Origin of the sequence: Azorhizobium sp. AG788 (assembly GCF_004364705.1) — a bacterium.
Taxonomy (GTDB): Bacteria; Pseudomonadota; Alphaproteobacteria; order Rhizobiales; family Xanthobacteraceae; genus Azorhizobium; species Azorhizobium caulinodans.
In genome coordinates this window covers 13290-29233 of sequence record NZ_SOBM01000001.1, presented here as the reverse complement: position 1 = coordinate 29233, position 15944 = coordinate 13290, and the positions used below count along the sequence as shown (strand labels likewise).

General features: G+C 69.1%; 14 protein-coding genes. 8 read left to right on the top strand and 6 right to left on the bottom strand.

Going from position 1 to position 15944, the window contains the following annotated elements; genetic code table 11:
- Positions 1–54 precede the first annotated feature (54 nt).
- A complete protein-coding gene (gene mdoH / locus DFO45_RS00155) occupies positions 55–1923 on the bottom strand; it encodes a glucans biosynthesis glucosyltransferase MdoH (protein WP_133863312.1) in 1869 nt (622 codons plus the stop codon).
- Positions 1924–1985: 62 nt separating this feature from the next.
- On the opposite strand from mdoH, the gene DFO45_RS00150 reads away from it, so the two are divergent.
- From DFO45_RS00150 to DFO45_RS00135, 4 genes are read left to right on the top strand one after another with little or no spacing between them, the layout of a single operon-like run.
- Positions 1986–2996: a zinc-binding alcohol dehydrogenase gene (locus DFO45_RS00150; protein WP_245517908.1), complete on the top strand. Its 1011-nt coding sequence runs from the start codon at positions 1986–1988 to the stop codon at positions 2994–2996.
- A 36-nt stretch (positions 2997–3032) separates the two neighbouring features.
- The gene (locus DFO45_RS00145) at positions 3033–3434 is read left to right on the top strand and encodes a 6-carboxytetrahydropterin synthase (protein ID WP_133863808.1); all 402 of its coding nucleotides are present in this window, start codon (positions 3033–3035) and stop codon (positions 3432–3434) included.
- Positions 3434–4489: a glycosyltransferase family 4 protein gene (locus tag DFO45_RS00140; RefSeq protein ID WP_133863311.1), complete on the top strand. Its 1056-nt coding sequence runs from the start codon at positions 3434–3436 to the stop codon at positions 4487–4489. The genes DFO45_RS00145 and DFO45_RS00140 overlap by 1 nt, the downstream gene beginning before the upstream one ends.
- The gene (locus tag DFO45_RS00135; RefSeq protein ID WP_133863310.1) at positions 4486–5334 is read left to right on the top strand and encodes a class I SAM-dependent methyltransferase; all 849 of its coding nucleotides are present in this window, start codon (positions 4486–4488) and stop codon (positions 5332–5334) included. Before DFO45_RS00140 ends, DFO45_RS00135 begins: the two co-directional genes overlap by 4 nt.
- Before the next feature lie 6 nt (positions 5335–5340).
- Here the strand turns inward: DFO45_RS00135 and DFO45_RS00130 are convergent, their stop codons facing one another.
- Both DFO45_RS00130 and DFO45_RS00125 read right to left on the bottom strand, forming a co-directional pair.
- Positions 5341–5880: a cytochrome b gene (locus DFO45_RS00130; RefSeq protein ID WP_043879695.1), complete on the bottom strand. Its 540-nt coding sequence runs from the start codon at positions 5878–5880 to the stop codon at positions 5341–5343.
- Positions 5849–6589 carry a RibD family protein gene (locus DFO45_RS00125; RefSeq protein ID WP_133863309.1) on the bottom strand — a complete coding sequence of 247 codons (741 nt, stop codon included), beginning with the start codon at positions 6587–6589 and terminating at the stop codon, positions 5849–5851. The genes DFO45_RS00130 and DFO45_RS00125 overlap by 32 nt, the downstream gene beginning before the upstream one ends.
- A gap of 195 nt (positions 6590–6784) precedes the next feature.
- On the opposite strand from DFO45_RS00125, the gene ribA reads away from it, so the two are divergent.
- The 3 genes from ribA to DFO45_RS00110 all read left to right on the top strand — a co-directional run bounded on the left by ribA (position 6785) and on the right by DFO45_RS00110 (position 10195).
- Positions 6785–7897, top strand: coding sequence for a GTP cyclohydrolase II RibA (gene ribA / locus DFO45_RS00120; RefSeq protein WP_133863308.1), 1113 nt, complete (start codon positions 6785–6787; stop codon positions 7895–7897).
- A gap of 153 nt (positions 7898–8050) precedes the next feature.
- Positions 8051–8794 (top strand): SDR family oxidoreductase, encoded by a 744-nt coding sequence (locus tag DFO45_RS00115; RefSeq protein WP_133863307.1) that lies wholly within the window; start codon positions 8051–8053, stop codon positions 8792–8794.
- Positions 8795–8986: 192 nt separating this feature from the next.
- The gene (locus DFO45_RS00110) at positions 8987–10195 is read left to right on the top strand and encodes a glycosyltransferase (RefSeq protein WP_133863306.1); all 1209 of its coding nucleotides are present in this window, start codon (positions 8987–8989) and stop codon (positions 10193–10195) included.
- Here the strand turns inward: DFO45_RS00110 and DFO45_RS00105 are convergent.
- The 3 genes from DFO45_RS00105 to DFO45_RS00095 form a co-directional block, all read right to left on the bottom strand.
- Positions 10116–11297 carry an FAD-binding oxidoreductase gene (locus tag DFO45_RS00105; protein WP_133863305.1) on the bottom strand — a complete coding sequence of 394 codons (1182 nt, stop codon included), beginning with the start codon at positions 11295–11297 and terminating at the stop codon, positions 10116–10118. The genes DFO45_RS00110 and DFO45_RS00105 overlap by 80 nt on opposite strands.
- 179 nt (positions 11298–11476) lie before the next feature.
- Positions 11477–13159 (bottom strand): thiamine pyrophosphate-binding protein, encoded by a 1683-nt coding sequence (locus DFO45_RS00100; protein ID WP_133863304.1) that lies wholly within the window; start codon positions 13157–13159, stop codon positions 11477–11479.
- A 73-nt stretch (positions 13160–13232) separates the two neighbouring features.
- Positions 13233–14765: an aldehyde dehydrogenase family protein gene (locus DFO45_RS00095; RefSeq protein ID WP_133863303.1), complete on the bottom strand. Its 1533-nt coding sequence runs from the start codon at positions 14763–14765 to the stop codon at positions 13233–13235.
- A 173-nt stretch (positions 14766–14938) separates the two neighbouring features.
- Between DFO45_RS00095 and DFO45_RS00090 the strand changes: the two genes are divergently transcribed.
- On the top strand, positions 14939–15871 hold the full coding sequence (locus DFO45_RS00090) for a LysR family transcriptional regulator (protein ID WP_133863302.1): 933 nt from the start codon (positions 14939–14941) through the stop codon (positions 15869–15871).
- The last annotated feature ends 73 nt before the right edge of the window (positions 15872–15944 follow it).

The window sequence follows — 15944 nt, the reverse complement described above, 5'->3', positions numbered from 1 at the left end:
AAACACGACGGGCGGCCCAGCGGCCGCCCGTTTTGCGTTGCGTGTCGCGATGGCTCACGCCGCCCGCTCGAGCCTCGTCTCCGCCGCGGGCTCCAGCCGCGCAAGGATGGCCGGCAGCACCCCCTCCTCCGGTATGGCACACAGCCCCGCCGCCGCGAGCTTCTGCCCGAAGGACGGCGCGGCGGTGAGCACAGCAAACGGCACCGCCAGCCAGCAGCCCGCCAGCAGGGGCAGCGTCCAGAGCAGCAGCACCGGAGCAGCGAGGGCGAGCGCCGCGCCCACCAGAAGCCCGAACAGCGTCTGCCCCCACAACCCGCGCACCGCCGCGCTGAAGGACAGGGCATGGGCATCGCGCACCTGCCCGTTCCAGCCGACAGCCGCCCACCCGAAGGCAAGCCCGATCAAGAAGCGCGTGGTCGCCAGCGCGCTGATGGCGCCGAGCAGCAGGGAGAAGGTGATCTCCACCGCAGCCGAGGCGAAGAAGCGCAAACCGCCGCCATAAGCGGCAAGCCCGCCCCGCCGTAGCGCCACGTCCAGCAGGCCGGCGAGCTTGGGAAACTGGCCGAGCACCAGCAGGCTGCCATAGAGCGCCGCTGCGCCGGGACCGATCGCCTCCGCCTCTTCCGCCGAGAGCCCGAAGGCCGCGAAGGGCAGCAGCACCAGCGCCAGCGGCACCGCCGGCACGCTCGCGAACATCAGCACCGCCCAGAGCAGTTGGAACCGGCTCACGGGTTTCAGGCCGGGAAGCCCCTGAAGGCGCAGATACTGCATGTTGCCGAGGCACCAGCGCAGGTCGCGGGCGATGAATTCGGCGATGGTCGGCGGGTTCTCCTCATAGCTCTCGCTCTCCACGGGGAGCACGCGCACCTCGTAGCCGGCGCGGCGCATCAGCACCGCTTCCACCTGATCGTGCGAAAGGATGGGCCCGCCGAGCGGCGGCGCACCCGGCAGCACCGGCAGATGGCAGTGCGCATAGAAGGGCGCGATGCGGATGAGCGCATTGTGCCCCCAGAAGGGGCCGCAGTCCCCCGTCCACCAGCTGGCGCCCAGCGTGTAGCAGCGCATGCCGTGGCGCATGCCGAACTGGAAGATGCGGGCGAAGGCGCTGGCGCTGGGCATGCCCACCACGAGGCTCTGCAGGATGCCGATGCGCGGATGGGCATCGAGGATGCGCACGAGGGAGAGGATCGCCTGCGCGCCCATCACACTGTCGGCATCGAGCGGCAGCATATAGTCATAGCCCGCGCCCCAGCGGGCGCAGAAGTCGCGCACATTGCCGGCCTTGAAACCCTCGTTGACGGTGCGGCGGCGATAATGGATGCGGTGGACGCCGTCGCTCTCCTGCCAGCGGGCCACCTCGGCTTCCTCGGCCGCGGCGACCTCGGACCGGGAGGTGTCGCTCAAGAGAAAATAGTCGAATTGCCCGCCGAAGGAAGTCGCATCGAGATCCGCCTTCACCGCCCGCAGCCGGCGCACCGCCCGGGCCGGATCCTCGTTGCGCAGGGTCATGAGGATGGCGGTGCGGCTGGAGAGCCGCCCCTGCCCGGCGGCGCCCTTCAGAAAGGGGGCCGCCGCCTCGATGCCACGGGGCAGCGCATGGGCCAGAAGCAGGCCGATGCTGGCGTTCCAGAAACCAATCGCGATCCAGGGCGTTGCCAGCAGCACGCAACAGAGGAGCGCGACATCCACGACCCGCCAGCCGGCGAGACCGGCGAGGTGCCCCGCCCAGAGACCGACGGCAACAACCGTTGCGAGGTTGAGCGCGAGCACCAGCAGGCGCCGCCAGAGAAGATTGGGCGGGCGCATGCGAAAGACGGGATCGTGATGCACGGTTTCGCGTTCTTGACGTAACAGGTGTGCATCGTGCGCAGTATCGGACGCTCGGACCGCGGGCTCCCGCTTTGGGTTTGGCCGGTTGGGCATCGTGGCTCCGTTGCGCAGTCGTGGGGTGTGGTGTGACGCGATATGCTCAAGAAGACCGACGGATGGAAGCACAATCCACCCGTGAAAGCTCGGCTCAAGTTGGCGCCACGGCGACTGCCCTCTGGTACGTCGGCCCGCAGCGTGCGGATGTGCGGACCGAGACGCTGCCCCGGCGCGGCGAGGGCGAACTGCTGGTGGAAACCCGCTGGAGCGCGCTGAGCCGTGGCACCGAGCGGCTGGTGTTCGCCGGGCTCGTCGGACCCGACCACAGCGAGCGCATGCGCGCCCCCATGCAGGACGGTGAATTCCCCTTCCCGGTAAAGTACGGCTATTGCGCGGTCGGCCGTGTCGTGGAGGGACCGCAGCGCTTCCTCGGCCGTCACGTCTTCGTGCTCCACCCGCATCAGGACCGCTTCATCGTCCAGGCCGACGACGTCCTCCCCATTCCGGAGGCCGTTCCGCCCCGCCGGGCGACGCTCGCCGCCAACATGGAGACCGCGCTCAACGCCCTGTGGGACAGCGGCGCTGGCGCCGGCGACCGCATCGTCGTGGTGGGGGCCGGTCTCGTCGGCCTGCTCATCACCTATCTCGCGGCGCAGTTGCCCGGCGCGGAGGTAACGGCGGTGGACCCGGACCCGGCGCGCGGCGCCATTGCTGGCTCCTTCGGCGCGCATTTCGCCGCCTGCACGCAGGCGGTGAGCGAGGCGGACGTGGTGTTCCACACCAGCGCCAGCTCGGAGGGGCTCTGCGCCGCTCTTTCCTGCTGCGCCACGGAGGCGAGCCTCGTGGAAGTGAGCTGGTATGGCGACAAATCGGTGACCGTCGGCCTCGGCGGCAGCTTCCACGCCAAGCGCCTACGGCTCATCTCCTCGCAGGTGGGCGCCGTTCCCGCCGCCCGCGCGCCCCGCTGGCCGCACAAGCGGCGGCTCGCCAAGGCCCTGGACCTTCTGGCGGACCCGCGCCTCGACGCGCTCATCACCGAAGATGTCGCCTTTGCCGATCTGCCCGGCGCTCTGGCGCGTATTCTGGGAGACGATCCGCAGGGCGTCGCCACCGTCGTCCGCTACGCCTGACCGCCCGAGGAGTTCGCCGTGTCCAGCCCAGCCTCCCTGTTCGCCGTGGAAGTACGTGACCACATCATGATCGCGCACAGCTTCAAGGGGGATCTCTTCGGGCCCGCCCAAGCCCTCCATGGGGCGACCTTCGTGGTAGACGTGGCCTTCATGAGCGAACGGCTCACCGAGGAAGGCGTGGTGGTGGACATCGGCCGCGCGACGGAGGCCCTCAAAGCGGTGCTCGGGCCGCTGAACTACCGCAATCTCGACGAGGTGCCCGCCTTCGCCGGCATCAACAGCACCACCGAGGTGCTCGCCAAGCACATCTTCGACGCCATGGCCGAGGCCGCCCGCACCGGTGCGCTCGGCACCGGCGGCGACAGGCTCTGCCGCCTGCGGGTGACGCTGCACGAATCCCACGCCGCCCGCGCCTGGTTCGAGGGCCCCATCGCTTGATGAAGGCGGTTCTCGCCTTTCCCGGCGATCTCGACACGCCCACTGGCGGCTATGCCTATGACCGTCAGGTGCTGCGCGCCCTGCCCCGCCACGGCGTCGATGTGATGCCGCTCGCGCTGCCGCGCGCCTTCCCCTTTCCGGCGGCGAGTGATCTTGCCGAGACGGCCCGGCTTCTCGGCGAAACGCCCGCGGATGCCCTCCTGTTCATCGACGGCCTCGGGCTCGGCGCGCTGCCCGCTTCTCTTCTTAGAGCCACCGGCCGCACCATTGTCGCGCTGATCCACCACCCGCTCGCCCGCGAGGCGGGGCTGAGCCCGGAGCAGCAGGCGGCGCTGGAGGCAAGCGAGCGGGAGGCGCTGGCCATCTGTGCCGGTGTCATCGCCACCAGCGCGGCGACGGGGCGCGATCTCGTCGCCAATTACGGCGTTCCCCCCGAGCGCCTCACCATTGCGGAGCCCGGTGTCGCGCTGGCTTCGCGCGCGGCGGCGCAGGGCGAGCCGCCGCATATCCTCGCCATCGGCTCGGTGATCCCGCGCAAGAATTATGCGGGGCTGGTCGCTGCCCTCGCGGGGGTCGCCGATCTCGGCTGGACCGCCACCTTCATCGGCTCCCTCGATTTCGCGCCGCAGACGGTGGCGGAGGTCCTCAGCCTCATCGCCGCGCACGACCTCGCCGCCCGCATCCGGCTTGCGGGCGCGGTCCCGGCCGAGGCGCTGGAGGCGGCCTATGCCGGCTGCGATCTCTTCGTCCATGCGGCGCTCTATGAGGGCTATGGCATGGTGCTGGCGGATGCCCTGCGGCGCGGCCTGCCCATGATCGCCAGCACCGGGGGCGCAGCGGGCGATACGGTCCCGGACGGGTCGGCCGTGAAGGTGCCGCCCGGCGACACATCAGCTCTCACCGCTGCCCTGCGGGCGCTTCTCTCTGACCGGTCCGCCCGCCTGCGCCTCGCGGACGCCGCAGCGGAGGCCGGCGCCCGCCTGCCCGGCTGGGACGACACTGCCCGCACCATCGCCCAGGCCCTCAAGCAAGCTTCCCGGAGCCCCACGCCATGACCGGCTTCTCCGCCGACTGGCTCGCCCTGCGCGAGCCGGCGGATCACCGCGCCCGCAATGGCGATCTCGCCGCCGCCCTCTCCGCCCGCTTCGGACAGACCACCCCGCTGCGGGTGACGGACATCGGCGCCGGCACCGGCTCGAACCTGCGCGCCACCGCCCCGCTGCTGGGGCGCGAACAGCACTGGACCCTCGTCGATTACGATCCGGCGCTGCTCGCGGAAGCGCGGCGGCAGCTCCGCGCATGGGCCGATGATGCAAGCGAGGCCGATGACGGCCTGTGGCTTACGAAGGACGGGCGCGCCCTGCATGTCCGTTTCCGCGAGGCGGATCTGGCGCAGGCGCCCGAGGTGATCGGGGCGCAGACGCCCCATCTCGTCACCGCCGCCGCCTTCTTCGATCTCGTCTCGGCAGACTGGATCCCCCGCTTTGCGGATGTGGTGGCGCAGACAGGGGCGGACTTCTTCACCGTGCTGACCTGCGACGGTGCCGATGACTGGCAGCCGCCGCACCCGGACGACGCCGCCATCACCGCCGGCTTCCACGCCGACCAGGCGCGGGACAAGGGGTTCGGCCCGGCCGCCGGCAATGATGCGACGGCTCTCCTCGCGGAGGCCTTCGGCCGCCTCGGCTATCAGGCGCGCAGCGCGCCCAGCCCCTGGCTGCTGGACGGGACTTCACCGGCCGACGCCGCCCTCATCGCCGCACTGGCAGCAGGCACGGCAGGCGCAGCGGCGGAGAGCGGAACGGTCTCGCCCGACGGCGCAGACGCTTGGGCACAGGCCCGCCGAGGAGCTCGATCCTGCCGGATCGGCCATCTGGACCTTCTCGCCACGCGGGGCTGACCCCGTTCAGCGCTCCAGCCAGGGCGCCATGCGGCCCAGCACGCCATCACGCTTCACGAAACCGTGATAAAGGGCCGCGCCGATATGGGCGGCGAGGAGCGCGCACATCAGGAAGGCGAGCGTCTCGTGGGCGCCCCCATAGACCTCGGACATGGCCTCGTTCTTCGGCACGAGGTTCGGAAGCGTGAAGAGGCCGAACACGCTCACCGAGGCGCCGAAGGCGGATGACGCTGCCCAGCCGAGCAGCGGCATCACGAAGATCAGCGCATAGAGCAGATGGTGAGTGAAATTGGCGATCCGCCATTGCCAGTCCGGAAGGCCCGGCGGACGGGGCGGCGCGCCGAAGGCGATCCGCACCGCCACCCGCAGCACCGCCAGCGCGAGAATGAGCGTGCCCACGGAGCGATGCAGGTCGAACAGGCGATCCTGCCCCGGTCCAGACGGCATGTTCATCATGATGAAGCCGGCGGGGATGACGAACAGCACCGCAAGCGCGGTGAGCCAGTGGATCCACCTAGCCGGCCGGGCATAGGTCTCGATGGGCATGGTCCTGCCTCCCCTCCCCACCCGCTCGCCGGCGCAGGTCGCAGGCGAACAGGACATCTCCATCCGGGAAAACATGCACGCGGGTCGTCGGCCGCAGCGCCGCCGAGAGCCCCGTTATGGGCTTCAGATCCAGCCCGGTGCGCCCGCTGCCGAGAATGACCGGGGACACGATGATGTGAAAGTGGTCGATCGCCCCGCCATCCAGAAAGGCGGACAGCGTCCGCGGCCCGCCTTCCACGAGGATGCGCTTCAGCCCCCGCGCCCGCAAGGCGGCAACCACCGCCGCCGGATCAAGTGCCCCCGTCCCCTCGACTTCCACCCGCTCGACCCCGTCCGGCAGCGCGCCCGCCGCCGAGGGGCGGCGCACAACCAGCCGCCGCGCGCCGTCGTTCTGCAGACAGCGGGCGCTTGCCGGCAGGCGGCCGTTGGGATCGAGGACCACGCGTGCCGGATCGCGTCCGGGCACGCGGCGTACGTTCAGCTGCGGATCGTCGGCAATGACCGTGCCGACGCCCACCAGCACCGCATCCACCGTCGCGCGGATGCGGTGGATGTGGTCGAGGCCACTGGCCCCGTTGATATATTTGGATTCCCCCGAGGGCAGCGCGATGCGCCCGTCCAGCGACTGGCCCAATTGTCCGATGACAAACTGGGGCGAGGCATTGAGTTCCGCGAACAGCGTCCCCAAATCCTCGATGCTGTCATCCATGAGCTGAGCCTCATCGTAAAGGGTCTGTGCGCGGCGAAACGGAACCTGCCACGCTTATCAAGGTTACGGAACGGTGGTCACCACGGATGGAATACACGTCATTCCATCGTAAATTTTGACCGGCGGCGTAATTTTTAGGTGAAATCGACAGTTCCTCTGTCAAAGCTCTGCAATTCGGCGTATCGTGAGGCTCTCATGTCTCCCACTGTGGAAATTCCCGGTCTCTCCTTTGGTGCCACGCAGACGGCAGTCGAGCGCGCCATTGCGGAATTGCGTTCCGGCCGCCCGGTCGTCCTTGAGGATCAGGGGCAGGAGTTGCTCGCCATCGGCGTAGAGGCACTGGATGCCAGCATCGCCCAAGGCTTTGCGGCGATCGGGCAGGGCCTGACACGGCTCGTTCTGCCGGCTCCGCGCCTCACCCGCATCGGCGCGCCGCGGTCCTCCGCCGGCACGATCGCTCTGCCGGATGTGGACCTCGCCCGCATTGAAACCCTGGCACTGCGGATCGACGGGCGCATCGACGCCCCGGTCGCTCTTGCCACCACCCTCGACGTCGCGGTGCTGCATCTGCTCGGCTTCGCGCTTGTGCTTCCGGCCGCCATCGTGGCGCCGGTCTCCGCCAGCGCATTGCCGCATCTGATGCGCGTCACCAAGACCGAGATCGACGATTTCCGCGCGTCGCAGGTCCGCAGTCTGCGTGTGGTGGGCCGCGCGCCCGTGCCGCTCGAAGGCGCACTCGATACCGAATTCGTCGTCTTCCGCGGCGGCGAAGGCCTGCGCGATCAGGTGGCCATCGTGGTCGGCAAGCCCGACCTGTCCGGCCCCGTCCCGGTGCGCCTGCATTCCGCCTGCCTCACGGGCGATCTCTTCGGCAGCCTGAAGTGCGATTGCGGCGACCAGTTGCGCGACACTGTGCAACGCATGGCGCGCTCCAGCGGCGGCATCCTGCTCTATCTGGACCAGGAAGGCCGGGGCAACGGGATCGCCAACAAGATGAAGGCCTATCACCTTCAGTCCCAGGGCTTCGACACCTATGAGGCGGATGCCGCGCTCGGCTTCGACCTCGACCAGCGGCGCTTCGACTTCGCGGCGGAGATGCTGCGCCAGCTGGGCGTGACGGCGGTGGAGATCCTCACCAACAATCCGCAGAAGATTGCCGCGCTCAAGGCCGCCGGCATCGAGGTGGCGGGGGACCGCCGCGTGCTCGGCCGGCCGACCGCGGAGAACGTGCGCTATCTCGCCTCCAAGCGCGACCGCGCAGGCCATTATATCGACTTCGACGCGCTCGCCGCCCGCGCCTCCGACTGATCATCGGCAAACGCAGTTCAAGGCCCGCCCGACCTTCCGTCGCGGCGGGCCTTTTGCTGTCCGGACACGCTTAAAAATTGCTCCGGCCAGAGCTTCGCAGGCGGGCGCAACTCGGATATCCCTTCTCCTTAAATCGATTAGGAGGAGAAGCCCATGACACGCAAAGTGGCCCTTGTGACCGGTGCAGGTTCCGGTGTCGGCAAGGCCGTCGCCCTCGCGCTCGCGGAAGCCGGATATTCCGTCGCGCTCGCCGGCCGCCGCGCCGATGCGCTTGACGCAGTGGCCAAGGAGATCGGCGGCGAAGCCCTCGCCGTGCCGACCGACGTCACGAATCCCGACGAGGTCGCGGCCCTGTTCGCGCAGGTGCGCGAGCGCTTCGGGCGGCTCGACCTGCTGTTCAACAATGCCGGCACGGGCGCCCCCGCCATTCCGCTCGAAGACCTCACGGTGGCGGAATGGAAGAAGGTGGTGGATACCAACCTGACCGGCCCCTTCCTCTGCACGCAGGAAGCCTTCCGCATCATGAAGGACCAGGACCCGCGCGGCGGACGCATCATCAACAACGGCTCGGTCTCTTCCGAGGCGCCGCGCCCCTTCTCGGCGCCCTACACCGCCACCAAGCATGCCATCACCGGCCTCACCCGCTCCACCTCGCTGGACGGCCGGGCCTACGACATCGCCTGCGGCCAGATCGACATCGGCAATGCCGACACGGAGATGGCCCAGCGCATGAAGACCGGCGTGCTTCAGGCCGACGGCACCATGCGCGCAGAGCCGGTGATGGACGTGAAGCACGTGGCGGATGCGGTGGTCTACATGGCGAGCCTCCCGCTCGACGCCAATGTGCAGTTCATCACCGTGATGGCCACCAAGATGCCCTTCGTCGGCCGCGGCTGACCTCTCCTTGACGCGCGGCGCGGGGCTTGAGACGTCCGCGCCGCGCGATTGCGGTGCCCGGCCGCCGAGCGTGCAAGCCCCGCGCAAGATAAGAAAAACTCGGAAACACGTCAGAAAAGAGCGTTACAACTCGGCCGAAAAAGGCCGCAAGGAACGACTTGTGCGACGGCGACTTGGGCGTACCCTAGAAGAATGCGCACGCCGGTCATCGCCCATATCTTACCTTGGGCCAACATTGCAGGCACGGAGATCGCCACGCTGAGGCTGGCGGAAGTCTCGCGTGAAGCCGGCTATGCCAATGTGATCTATGTACCGTCCGGGCCGGGCACGGATACTTTCGAGGCGTTCGCCTCATCTTATGGCTTCCCGATCATCCGCTATGCGCAGGTTCCGCCCGAGCGGCGCCGGCCGTGGCGCTATGGCGCCAATGTGCTGTCCCTTGCCGCGTCCTTTGCGCGCCGGCGGGTGGACCTCGTCCATTGCAGCGACGTCACCGCAGCCTATTTCTCGGCTCTCGCCGGGCGCCTCGCCGGGGCGCGCGTGGTCAGCCACGTGCGCTGCGACCAGCCGGAGCAGAGCCGGCAGGAGCGCTGGCTGCTGAAACCCGTGCAGCGCTATGTGTTCGTCTCCCGCAACACCATGGATGCGGGCACCATTGCCCATCAGCCCGATCAGGCCGAAGTGCTCTATGACGGCGTGCCGCTGCCGCGCCCGGATCTTGATCGGGCCGCCGCCCGCGCCCATTACGGCCTGCCCCACGACGCCTTCGTCGTCGGCATGGCCGCGCGCTTTCATGTGCAGAAGGATCACGAGACGCTGGTGCGGGCCGTGCAGATGCTCGCCGCCCGCTCGCCCCATCTTCGCGTGCTGCTGGTGGGCAATCACGATGCCCCTTCGGCGCGGGACTATGTGGCCCAGCTGGAGGCCGCCCTGCACCTGACCGGCACCCGCCATCTCGTCACCTTCGCGGGCCTCGAGATGAACATGGAGCGCTTCTACGCCGCCATCGACGTGAAGGTGCTCTCAACCCATTTCGAGGGGCTGCCGCTGGTGCTGATGGAAGCGATGGCCGCCGGCCGGCCGGTGGTCGCGACCGCCGTCAGCGGCATTCCGGAAGTGGTGGAGCACGGCACCACCGGCTTCCTCGTGCCGCGCCTGCAACCCCAGCCGCTGGCGGATGCCCTCTTCACCCTCGCCGATGATCCGGCGACTGCCGTGCGCATGGGCCGCGCGGGCCGCGCGCGGGTGGAGGCCCTGTTCAGCGACACGGCCTACCAGCGCAATGTCGCCGCCCTCTATGGACGGCTGCTCGGCCCGCCGCTCAGACGACCTTCAGTTCCAGCACCGGGTCCTGTTCGGCCATGCGGGCAAACCGAAGCGGTGACAGATCAAGCGTCGTGAAGCGGCCATAGGCGATCAGTTCGCTGATGCCGCGCCCGATGGCGGGGGACTGCTGCAGACCGTGGCCGCTGAAGCCGTTGGCGAAGTGGAAATTCCTGAGTTCCGGCGCCGGCCCGACGATGGCGTTATGGTCGAAGGCATTCATGTCGTAATGCCCCGCCCAGGCCCGGCCGGGACGGATGCGCTCAAAGGCCGGCACGCGGGTGGCGAGCACCGGCCAGATGCGCTCCTCGAAGAAAGCGTGCTCCACCTCGAATTCGAAGCTGTCCGGATCTTCCTCGTCCGGCGGCGCGAGGCCGCACAGGAAGCCCTCGCCCTCCGGGCGCCAGTAGACGCCAGTCGGATCGATCACCAATGGGCAGCGCTCGACCGGGTCGGCGCAGCGGAAGGTGAAGATCATCCGCTTCTTGTTGTGCACCGGGATCTCGATGCCCGCCGCCCTGGCCAGCGCCGGCCCGCCGGCGCCCGCCGCATTCACCATCGCGCCGCAGGCGATGCGGGTGCCATCCGCAAGCAGGACGGCGGTGACGCGATCGCCCTCGCGCTCAACGCCCGCCGCTTCGGCCGCCATATAGGTGACGCCCAGCGACCGCGCCTTGCGGCGGAAGGCCTGCAAGAGCCCATAGCCATCGAACCAGCCTTCCCCCGACCGGCCATAGCAGCCGGCGGCAAGATCCTCCGTGGCGAGCCAGGGGAAGGTCGCCTTCAGCGGCTCCGGCTCCAGGAAGGCGATGTCCGCCCCGAGGCGCTGCTGAATGGCATGGCCGGCTTCCAGCGCCGGACGCCCCTCAGGCGTCGCGAGGAAAAGGTAGCCGCCCTCATGAAGGCCGATGTCCGGCCGCTCGCCATCCACCTCCAGCCGCGCGCCGATCTCGCGCAGGAAGGTGATGCCATAGAGCGAGATATCCACATTGATGGCGGTGGAATACTGCTGACGGATGGAGGCTGCCGAGAGAGCCGAAGCGCAGCGCTGGTAGGTGGGGTCCTTCTCCAGCACCAGCACGGAGCCCTGAAAGTCCGGATTGGCGGCGAGGTGATAGGCGACGGACGAGCCCACCGCCGCGCCGCCGACGATCACCACATCGAAATTCAGGTCAGCCATCGCGTTTTGCCTGTCGAAAGATTGGAGAGGGTCGTACCCCTTCCCCGGCCCTCCTCCGCAAGGGGGAGGGAGAATGGTCACGCATCCCTGAGCGCTACACCTGTTTGTCCGGCGGAAAGCCCTCCCCCCTTGCGGGGGAGGGTTGGGAGGGGGGTAATGCCCCCTCCGCTAAGCGCGCCCTATTGCCCCTGCCGCTCCAGCGCCGCGGTGCGGATGGCGGTGAGCGTGGTGGCCGGGGTGATCGCCTCAGGATCGAGCTTGCAATGCAGGATGGCCGGCAGGCCGCTCGCCTGCGCGCGGGCGAAGGCCGGGGCGAAATCCTCGGTGCGCTCCACCGTCTCGCCATGGCCGCCGAAGGCGCGGGCGTAAGCGGCGAAATCCGGATTCTTCAGCTTGGTCGCCGAGATGCGGCCGGGATATTCGCGCTCCTGATGCATGCGGATGGTGCCGTACATGCCATTGTCCACCACCACCACGATGAGCGGGATGCCATACTGGACGGCGGTGGCGAACTCCTGACCGTTCATGAGGAAGCATCCATCGCCCGCGAAGGCGACCACCGGCACGTCCGGCTTGTGGCGCTTGGCCATGATGGCGGCCGGCACGCCATAGCCCATGGAGCCCGAGGTCGGCGCGAGCTGGGTGCCCCGCTTGCGCAGGCGATAGTAGCGATGGAGCCAGGTGGCGTAATTGCCGGCACCGTTGCACACGATGGCCTCGGGCGGCAGCGTGTTGCGCAGATGGAGCATGGCTTCGCCATACTGGAAGGCGCCGGGCAGCGTGGCGGGCGTCTCGGTCCAGGCGAGATAATCGGAATGCGCGGTCGCCGTATCCTGCGCCCAGCGGGGTGTCTGGCCGGGTGAAAGGTCCGCCAGCGCCTTTGCGAAACCGGCGGGCGAGGCCTCGATGGCGATCTCAGGCTGGTAGACCTTGCCCAGTTCCTCCGCGCCCGGATGGATGTGTACGAGCCGCTGGCGCGGCGCCGGAATGTCGATGAGCGTGTAGGAGGACGACGGCATCTCCGACATGCGGGCGCCGAGCAGGATGAGGACGTCCGCTTCCTTCACGCGCTTGGCGAGCTTCGGATTGGGGCCGATGCCCACGTCGCCCGCATAATTGGGATGGTCGGAGGGGAAGAGGTGGCCGCGCCGGAAGGAGGTGGCGACCGGCAGGCTATAGCGCTCTGAGAAGGCGATGAGGCCGGCCTGCGCCTCGTCGGTCCAGCGGCTGCCGCCGAGGATCATGAGCGGGCGTTCGGCGCCTTCCAGCAGTTCGGCGAAGCGGGCCATGTCGGCCGGATGCGGATAGCTCTCCGCGGGCGCCACATAAGGCGCATCGGGCACGCTGGCGGTCTCAATCAGCACGTCCTCGGGCAGCGCGATGACCACCGGGCCCGGGCGGCCCTGCATGGCGACGCGGAAGGCGCGGGCGACGATCTCCGGGATGCGGGCGGGATCGTCGATCTCCACCGCCCATTTGGCGATGGAGCCGAAGGCGCCGCGATAATCCAGCTCCTGGAACGCCTCACGCTCGCGCATGCCGCGCTCCACCTGCCCCACGAACAGGATGAGGGGCGTGGAATCCTGCGCAGCGATATGCAGGCCGTGGGAGGCGTTGGTGGCGCCGGGGCCGCGTGTGACGAAGCAGATGCCGGGGCGGCCGGTGAGCTTGCCATAGGCGTCCGCCATCATGGCCGCGCCGCCCTCGTTGCGGCACACCAGCACGTCGATGGCCGCATCATGCAGCGCGTCCAGCACCGCGAGATAGCTCTCGCCGGGCACGCAGGTGATGCGCTCGACGCCCTGCGCCTTGAGCTGGTCCACGATCAGCTGGCCGCCGGTGCGGGGCTTCGGCTCGCTCATGTTGTCACGTCCTGTCGGGAAGGGTCTGGGTGTCAGGAAGGGCCGGCAGACGGGGCCCGCCGGCCAAGGGGCCTCAGCCCACGTCGAAGGTCACACCCTGCGCCAGCGGCAGGGTGCGGCCGTAATTCACGGTGTTGGTGGCCCGGCGCATGTACGCCTTCCAGGAATCCGAGCCCGCCTCGCGACCGCCGCCCGTCTCCTTCTCGCCGCCGAACGCGCCACCGATCTCGGCGCCCGAGGGGCCGATGTTCACATTGGCGATGCCGCAGTCCGAACCGGTGACCGAGACGAAACGCTCGGCCTCGCGCAGGTCGTTGGTGAAGATGGACGAGGAAAGGCCCTGCGGCACGTCGTTCTGGAGCGCGATCGCGGCATCGAAGTCGCTGTAGCGCATCACATAGAGGATGGGGGCGAAGGTCTCTTCCTTCACCACCTCGGTCTGGCCGGGCATCTCCACCAGCGCCGGACGCACATAATAGGCCTCCGGCAGGCCCTCGGCGGTCACGCGCGCGCCGCCTGTGACGGTGCCGCCCTGCGCCTTGGCCGCCTCCAGCGCCCGCTGCATGCCGGCGAAGGCGGCGGCATCAACCAGCGGGCCGATGAGCGTGCCCTCGGCGCCGGGGTCGCCCACCTTCACGGAGGCATAGGCCGGCTTCAGGCGCGCCAGCAGAGCGTCATAGATGCTTTCATGCACGATGAGGCGGCGCAGCGTGGTGCAGCGCTGGCCGGCGGTGCCCATGGCGGCGAAGGCGATGGCGCGCACCGCGAGATCCAGGTCCGCGCTCGGGCAGACGATGGCGGCATTGTTGCCGCCGAGTTCGAGGATCGGACGCGCGAAACGGGCCGCGAGCCGAGGGCCGACGGCGCGGCCCATGGCGGTGGAACCTGTGGCGGAGACGACGGGCACCCGCTTGTCGTCCACCAGCGCCTCACCCACCGCCTTGCCGCCGATGAGCAAAGTGGAGAGACCGGCCGGCACGCCGCCGAAGCGGGCGCACGCCTTCTCGAAGATGGCCTGCACGGCCAGCGCCGTGAGCGGGGTCTTCTCGGAGGGCTTCCACACCACGCTGTCGCCGCAGACGAAGGCGAGCGCGGCGTTCCATGACCACACGGCCACGGGGAAGTTGAAGGCGGAGATGACGCCCACGACGCCGATGGGGTGCCACGTCTCCATCATGCGATGGTCCGGGCGCTCGGTGGCGATGGTGAGGCCCTGAAGCTGGCGGGAGAGGCCGACCGCATAATCGCAGATGTCGATCATCTCCTGCACTTCGCCGAGGCCCTCGGAGGTGATCTTGCCGGCCTCGATGGTGACGAGGCGGCCGATATCGGCCTTGGACGCGCGCAGTTCCTCGCCCAGCAGGCGCACCAGCTCGCCGCGGCGCGGGCCGGGAATGGCGCGCCAGGCGAGGAAGGCCTCATGCGCCTGCCCGATGGCGGCGGTGGCGCCGGCGGCATCGGTCTCGGCGATGGAGGCAATGGTCTCGCCGGTCAGCGGCGAGCGGACGGACAGGGAACCGGAGAGGGCGGCGGCGGGCACGCCGAGGCGGTCGAGCAGCGCGCGGGCTTCCGCGGCAAGGGTGCCGGGGCGGGGAAAAGTGGACATGCGGAAGCTCCCGTTCGGAAAAGGATCAGGCCGTGACGGTCTGTCGGGCCGCCTTCGGCGCCGGCAACCGTCGTTGGCATCGCCATATCATGGCGGCGCATGAAGGTCGCGCGGGCGGGGCCGAGAATTTCTTTGAACCACGGGGTTGCCAAGCGATAAGTTGTCAGGAGATCATGAGCTTTCGGAATGATCGCGTGCGCCATCGCTTCCTGCCGTCCATTTCGACCCTCACGGCCTTCGAGGCGGCGGCGCGGCATCAGTCCTTCTCCCGCGCGGCGGCCGAACTGCACCTGACCCAGGGCGCGGTGAGCCGGCAGATCCGCCATCTGGAGGAGCAGATCGGGCTCGACCTGTTCGAGCGCGTACGCCAGCGCGTGGTGCTCACCGATGGAGGGCGCCTCTATCTCGCGGAGATCCGGCCGCTGCTCCAGGCGCTCTCGGACGCCACACAGCGGGCCATGACCTATGCGGGCGGCGCCGGCAGCATCCAGCTTGCGGTGCTCCCCACCTTCGCCACCCGCTGGCTGATGCCGCGGCTGCCGGATTTTCTCGCCCGCTTCCCGGACATCACCATCAATTTCATCTCGCGCATCGCGCCCTTCGACTTCGCCGCCGAGCCGCTCGATGCCGCCATCCATTACGGCGACCCGGTCTGGCCCGGGGCCATCTGCGAGCATCTGATGGACGAAGAAGTGGTGCCGGTATGCAGCCCCGCCTTCCGGGACAGCCACGCGCTCGACCGGCCGGAGCGGCTGGCGGGCGTCGTTCTCCTGCAACAGAGCACGCGGCCGCATCTGTGGGACGAATGGCTGGCCTTGGCGGGGGCGAGCCATCCCTCCCCTTTCCGCGGCCCGCGCTTCGAGCAGTTCACCATGATCGCGGAGGCGGCCGCAGCCGGGCTGGGCGTCGGGCTGGTGCCGCGCTTCTTCGTGGAGGAGGAAGTGGCGCAGGGCCGGCTGGTCCTGCCGTTCGACCGGCCCATGTGCAGCGACAAGGCCTATTACGTCGTCTATCCCGAGGCGAAGGCTGGGGGTGGAGCCGTCACCGCCTTCGCCCGCTGGATCGTTGCCGCGGCGCACGCGGCGCCCCTGCCCCCATCTGCCTGATCACGCGCCGTTTCCCCGCCTCTCCCGCATCGGAACCGGAGGGCCAATCCTCCGTTGTGCCCTCAGAGCCGCA

What these genes read in the sequence shown, in the direction of transcription:
- mdoH (WP_133863312.1), bottom strand. Translation starts at nt 1,923, where the DNA reads ATGCCCAACCGGCCAAACCCAAAGCGGGAGCCCGCGGTCCGAGCGTCC.
- DFO45_RS00150 (WP_245517908.1), top strand. Translation starts at nt 1,986, where the DNA reads ATGGAAGCACAATCCACCCGTGAAAGCTCGGCTCAAGTTGGCGCCACG.
- DFO45_RS00140 (WP_133863311.1), top strand. Translation starts at nt 3,434, where the DNA reads ATGAAGGCGGTTCTCGCCTTTCCCGGCGATCTCGACACGCCCACTGGC.
- DFO45_RS00135 (WP_133863310.1), top strand. Translation starts at nt 4,486, where the DNA reads ATGACCGGCTTCTCCGCCGACTGGCTCGCCCTGCGCGAGCCGGCGGAT.
- DFO45_RS00130 (WP_043879695.1), bottom strand. Translation starts at nt 5,880, where the DNA reads ATGCCCATCGAGACCTATGCCCGGCCGGCTAGGTGGATCCACTGGCTC.
- DFO45_RS00125 (WP_133863309.1), bottom strand. Translation starts at nt 6,589, where the DNA reads ATGGATGACAGCATCGAGGATTTGGGGACGCTGTTCGCGGAACTCAAT.
- ribA (WP_133863308.1), top strand. Translation starts at nt 6,785, where the DNA reads ATGTCTCCCACTGTGGAAATTCCCGGTCTCTCCTTTGGTGCCACGCAG.
- DFO45_RS00115 (WP_133863307.1), top strand. Translation starts at nt 8,051, where the DNA reads ATGACACGCAAAGTGGCCCTTGTGACCGGTGCAGGTTCCGGTGTCGGC.
- DFO45_RS00110 (WP_133863306.1), top strand. Translation starts at nt 8,987, where the DNA reads ATGCGCACGCCGGTCATCGCCCATATCTTACCTTGGGCCAACATTGCA.
- DFO45_RS00105 (WP_133863305.1), bottom strand. Translation starts at nt 11,297, where the DNA reads ATGGCTGACCTGAATTTCGATGTGGTGATCGTCGGCGGCGCGGCGGTG.
- DFO45_RS00100 (WP_133863304.1), bottom strand. Translation starts at nt 13,159, where the DNA reads ATGAGCGAGCCGAAGCCCCGCACCGGCGGCCAGCTGATCGTGGACCAG.
- DFO45_RS00095 (WP_133863303.1), bottom strand. Translation starts at nt 14,765, where the DNA reads ATGTCCACTTTTCCCCGCCCCGGCACCCTTGCCGCGGAAGCCCGCGCG.
- DFO45_RS00090 (WP_133863302.1), top strand. Translation starts at nt 14,939, where the DNA reads ATGAGCTTTCGGAATGATCGCGTGCGCCATCGCTTCCTGCCGTCCATT.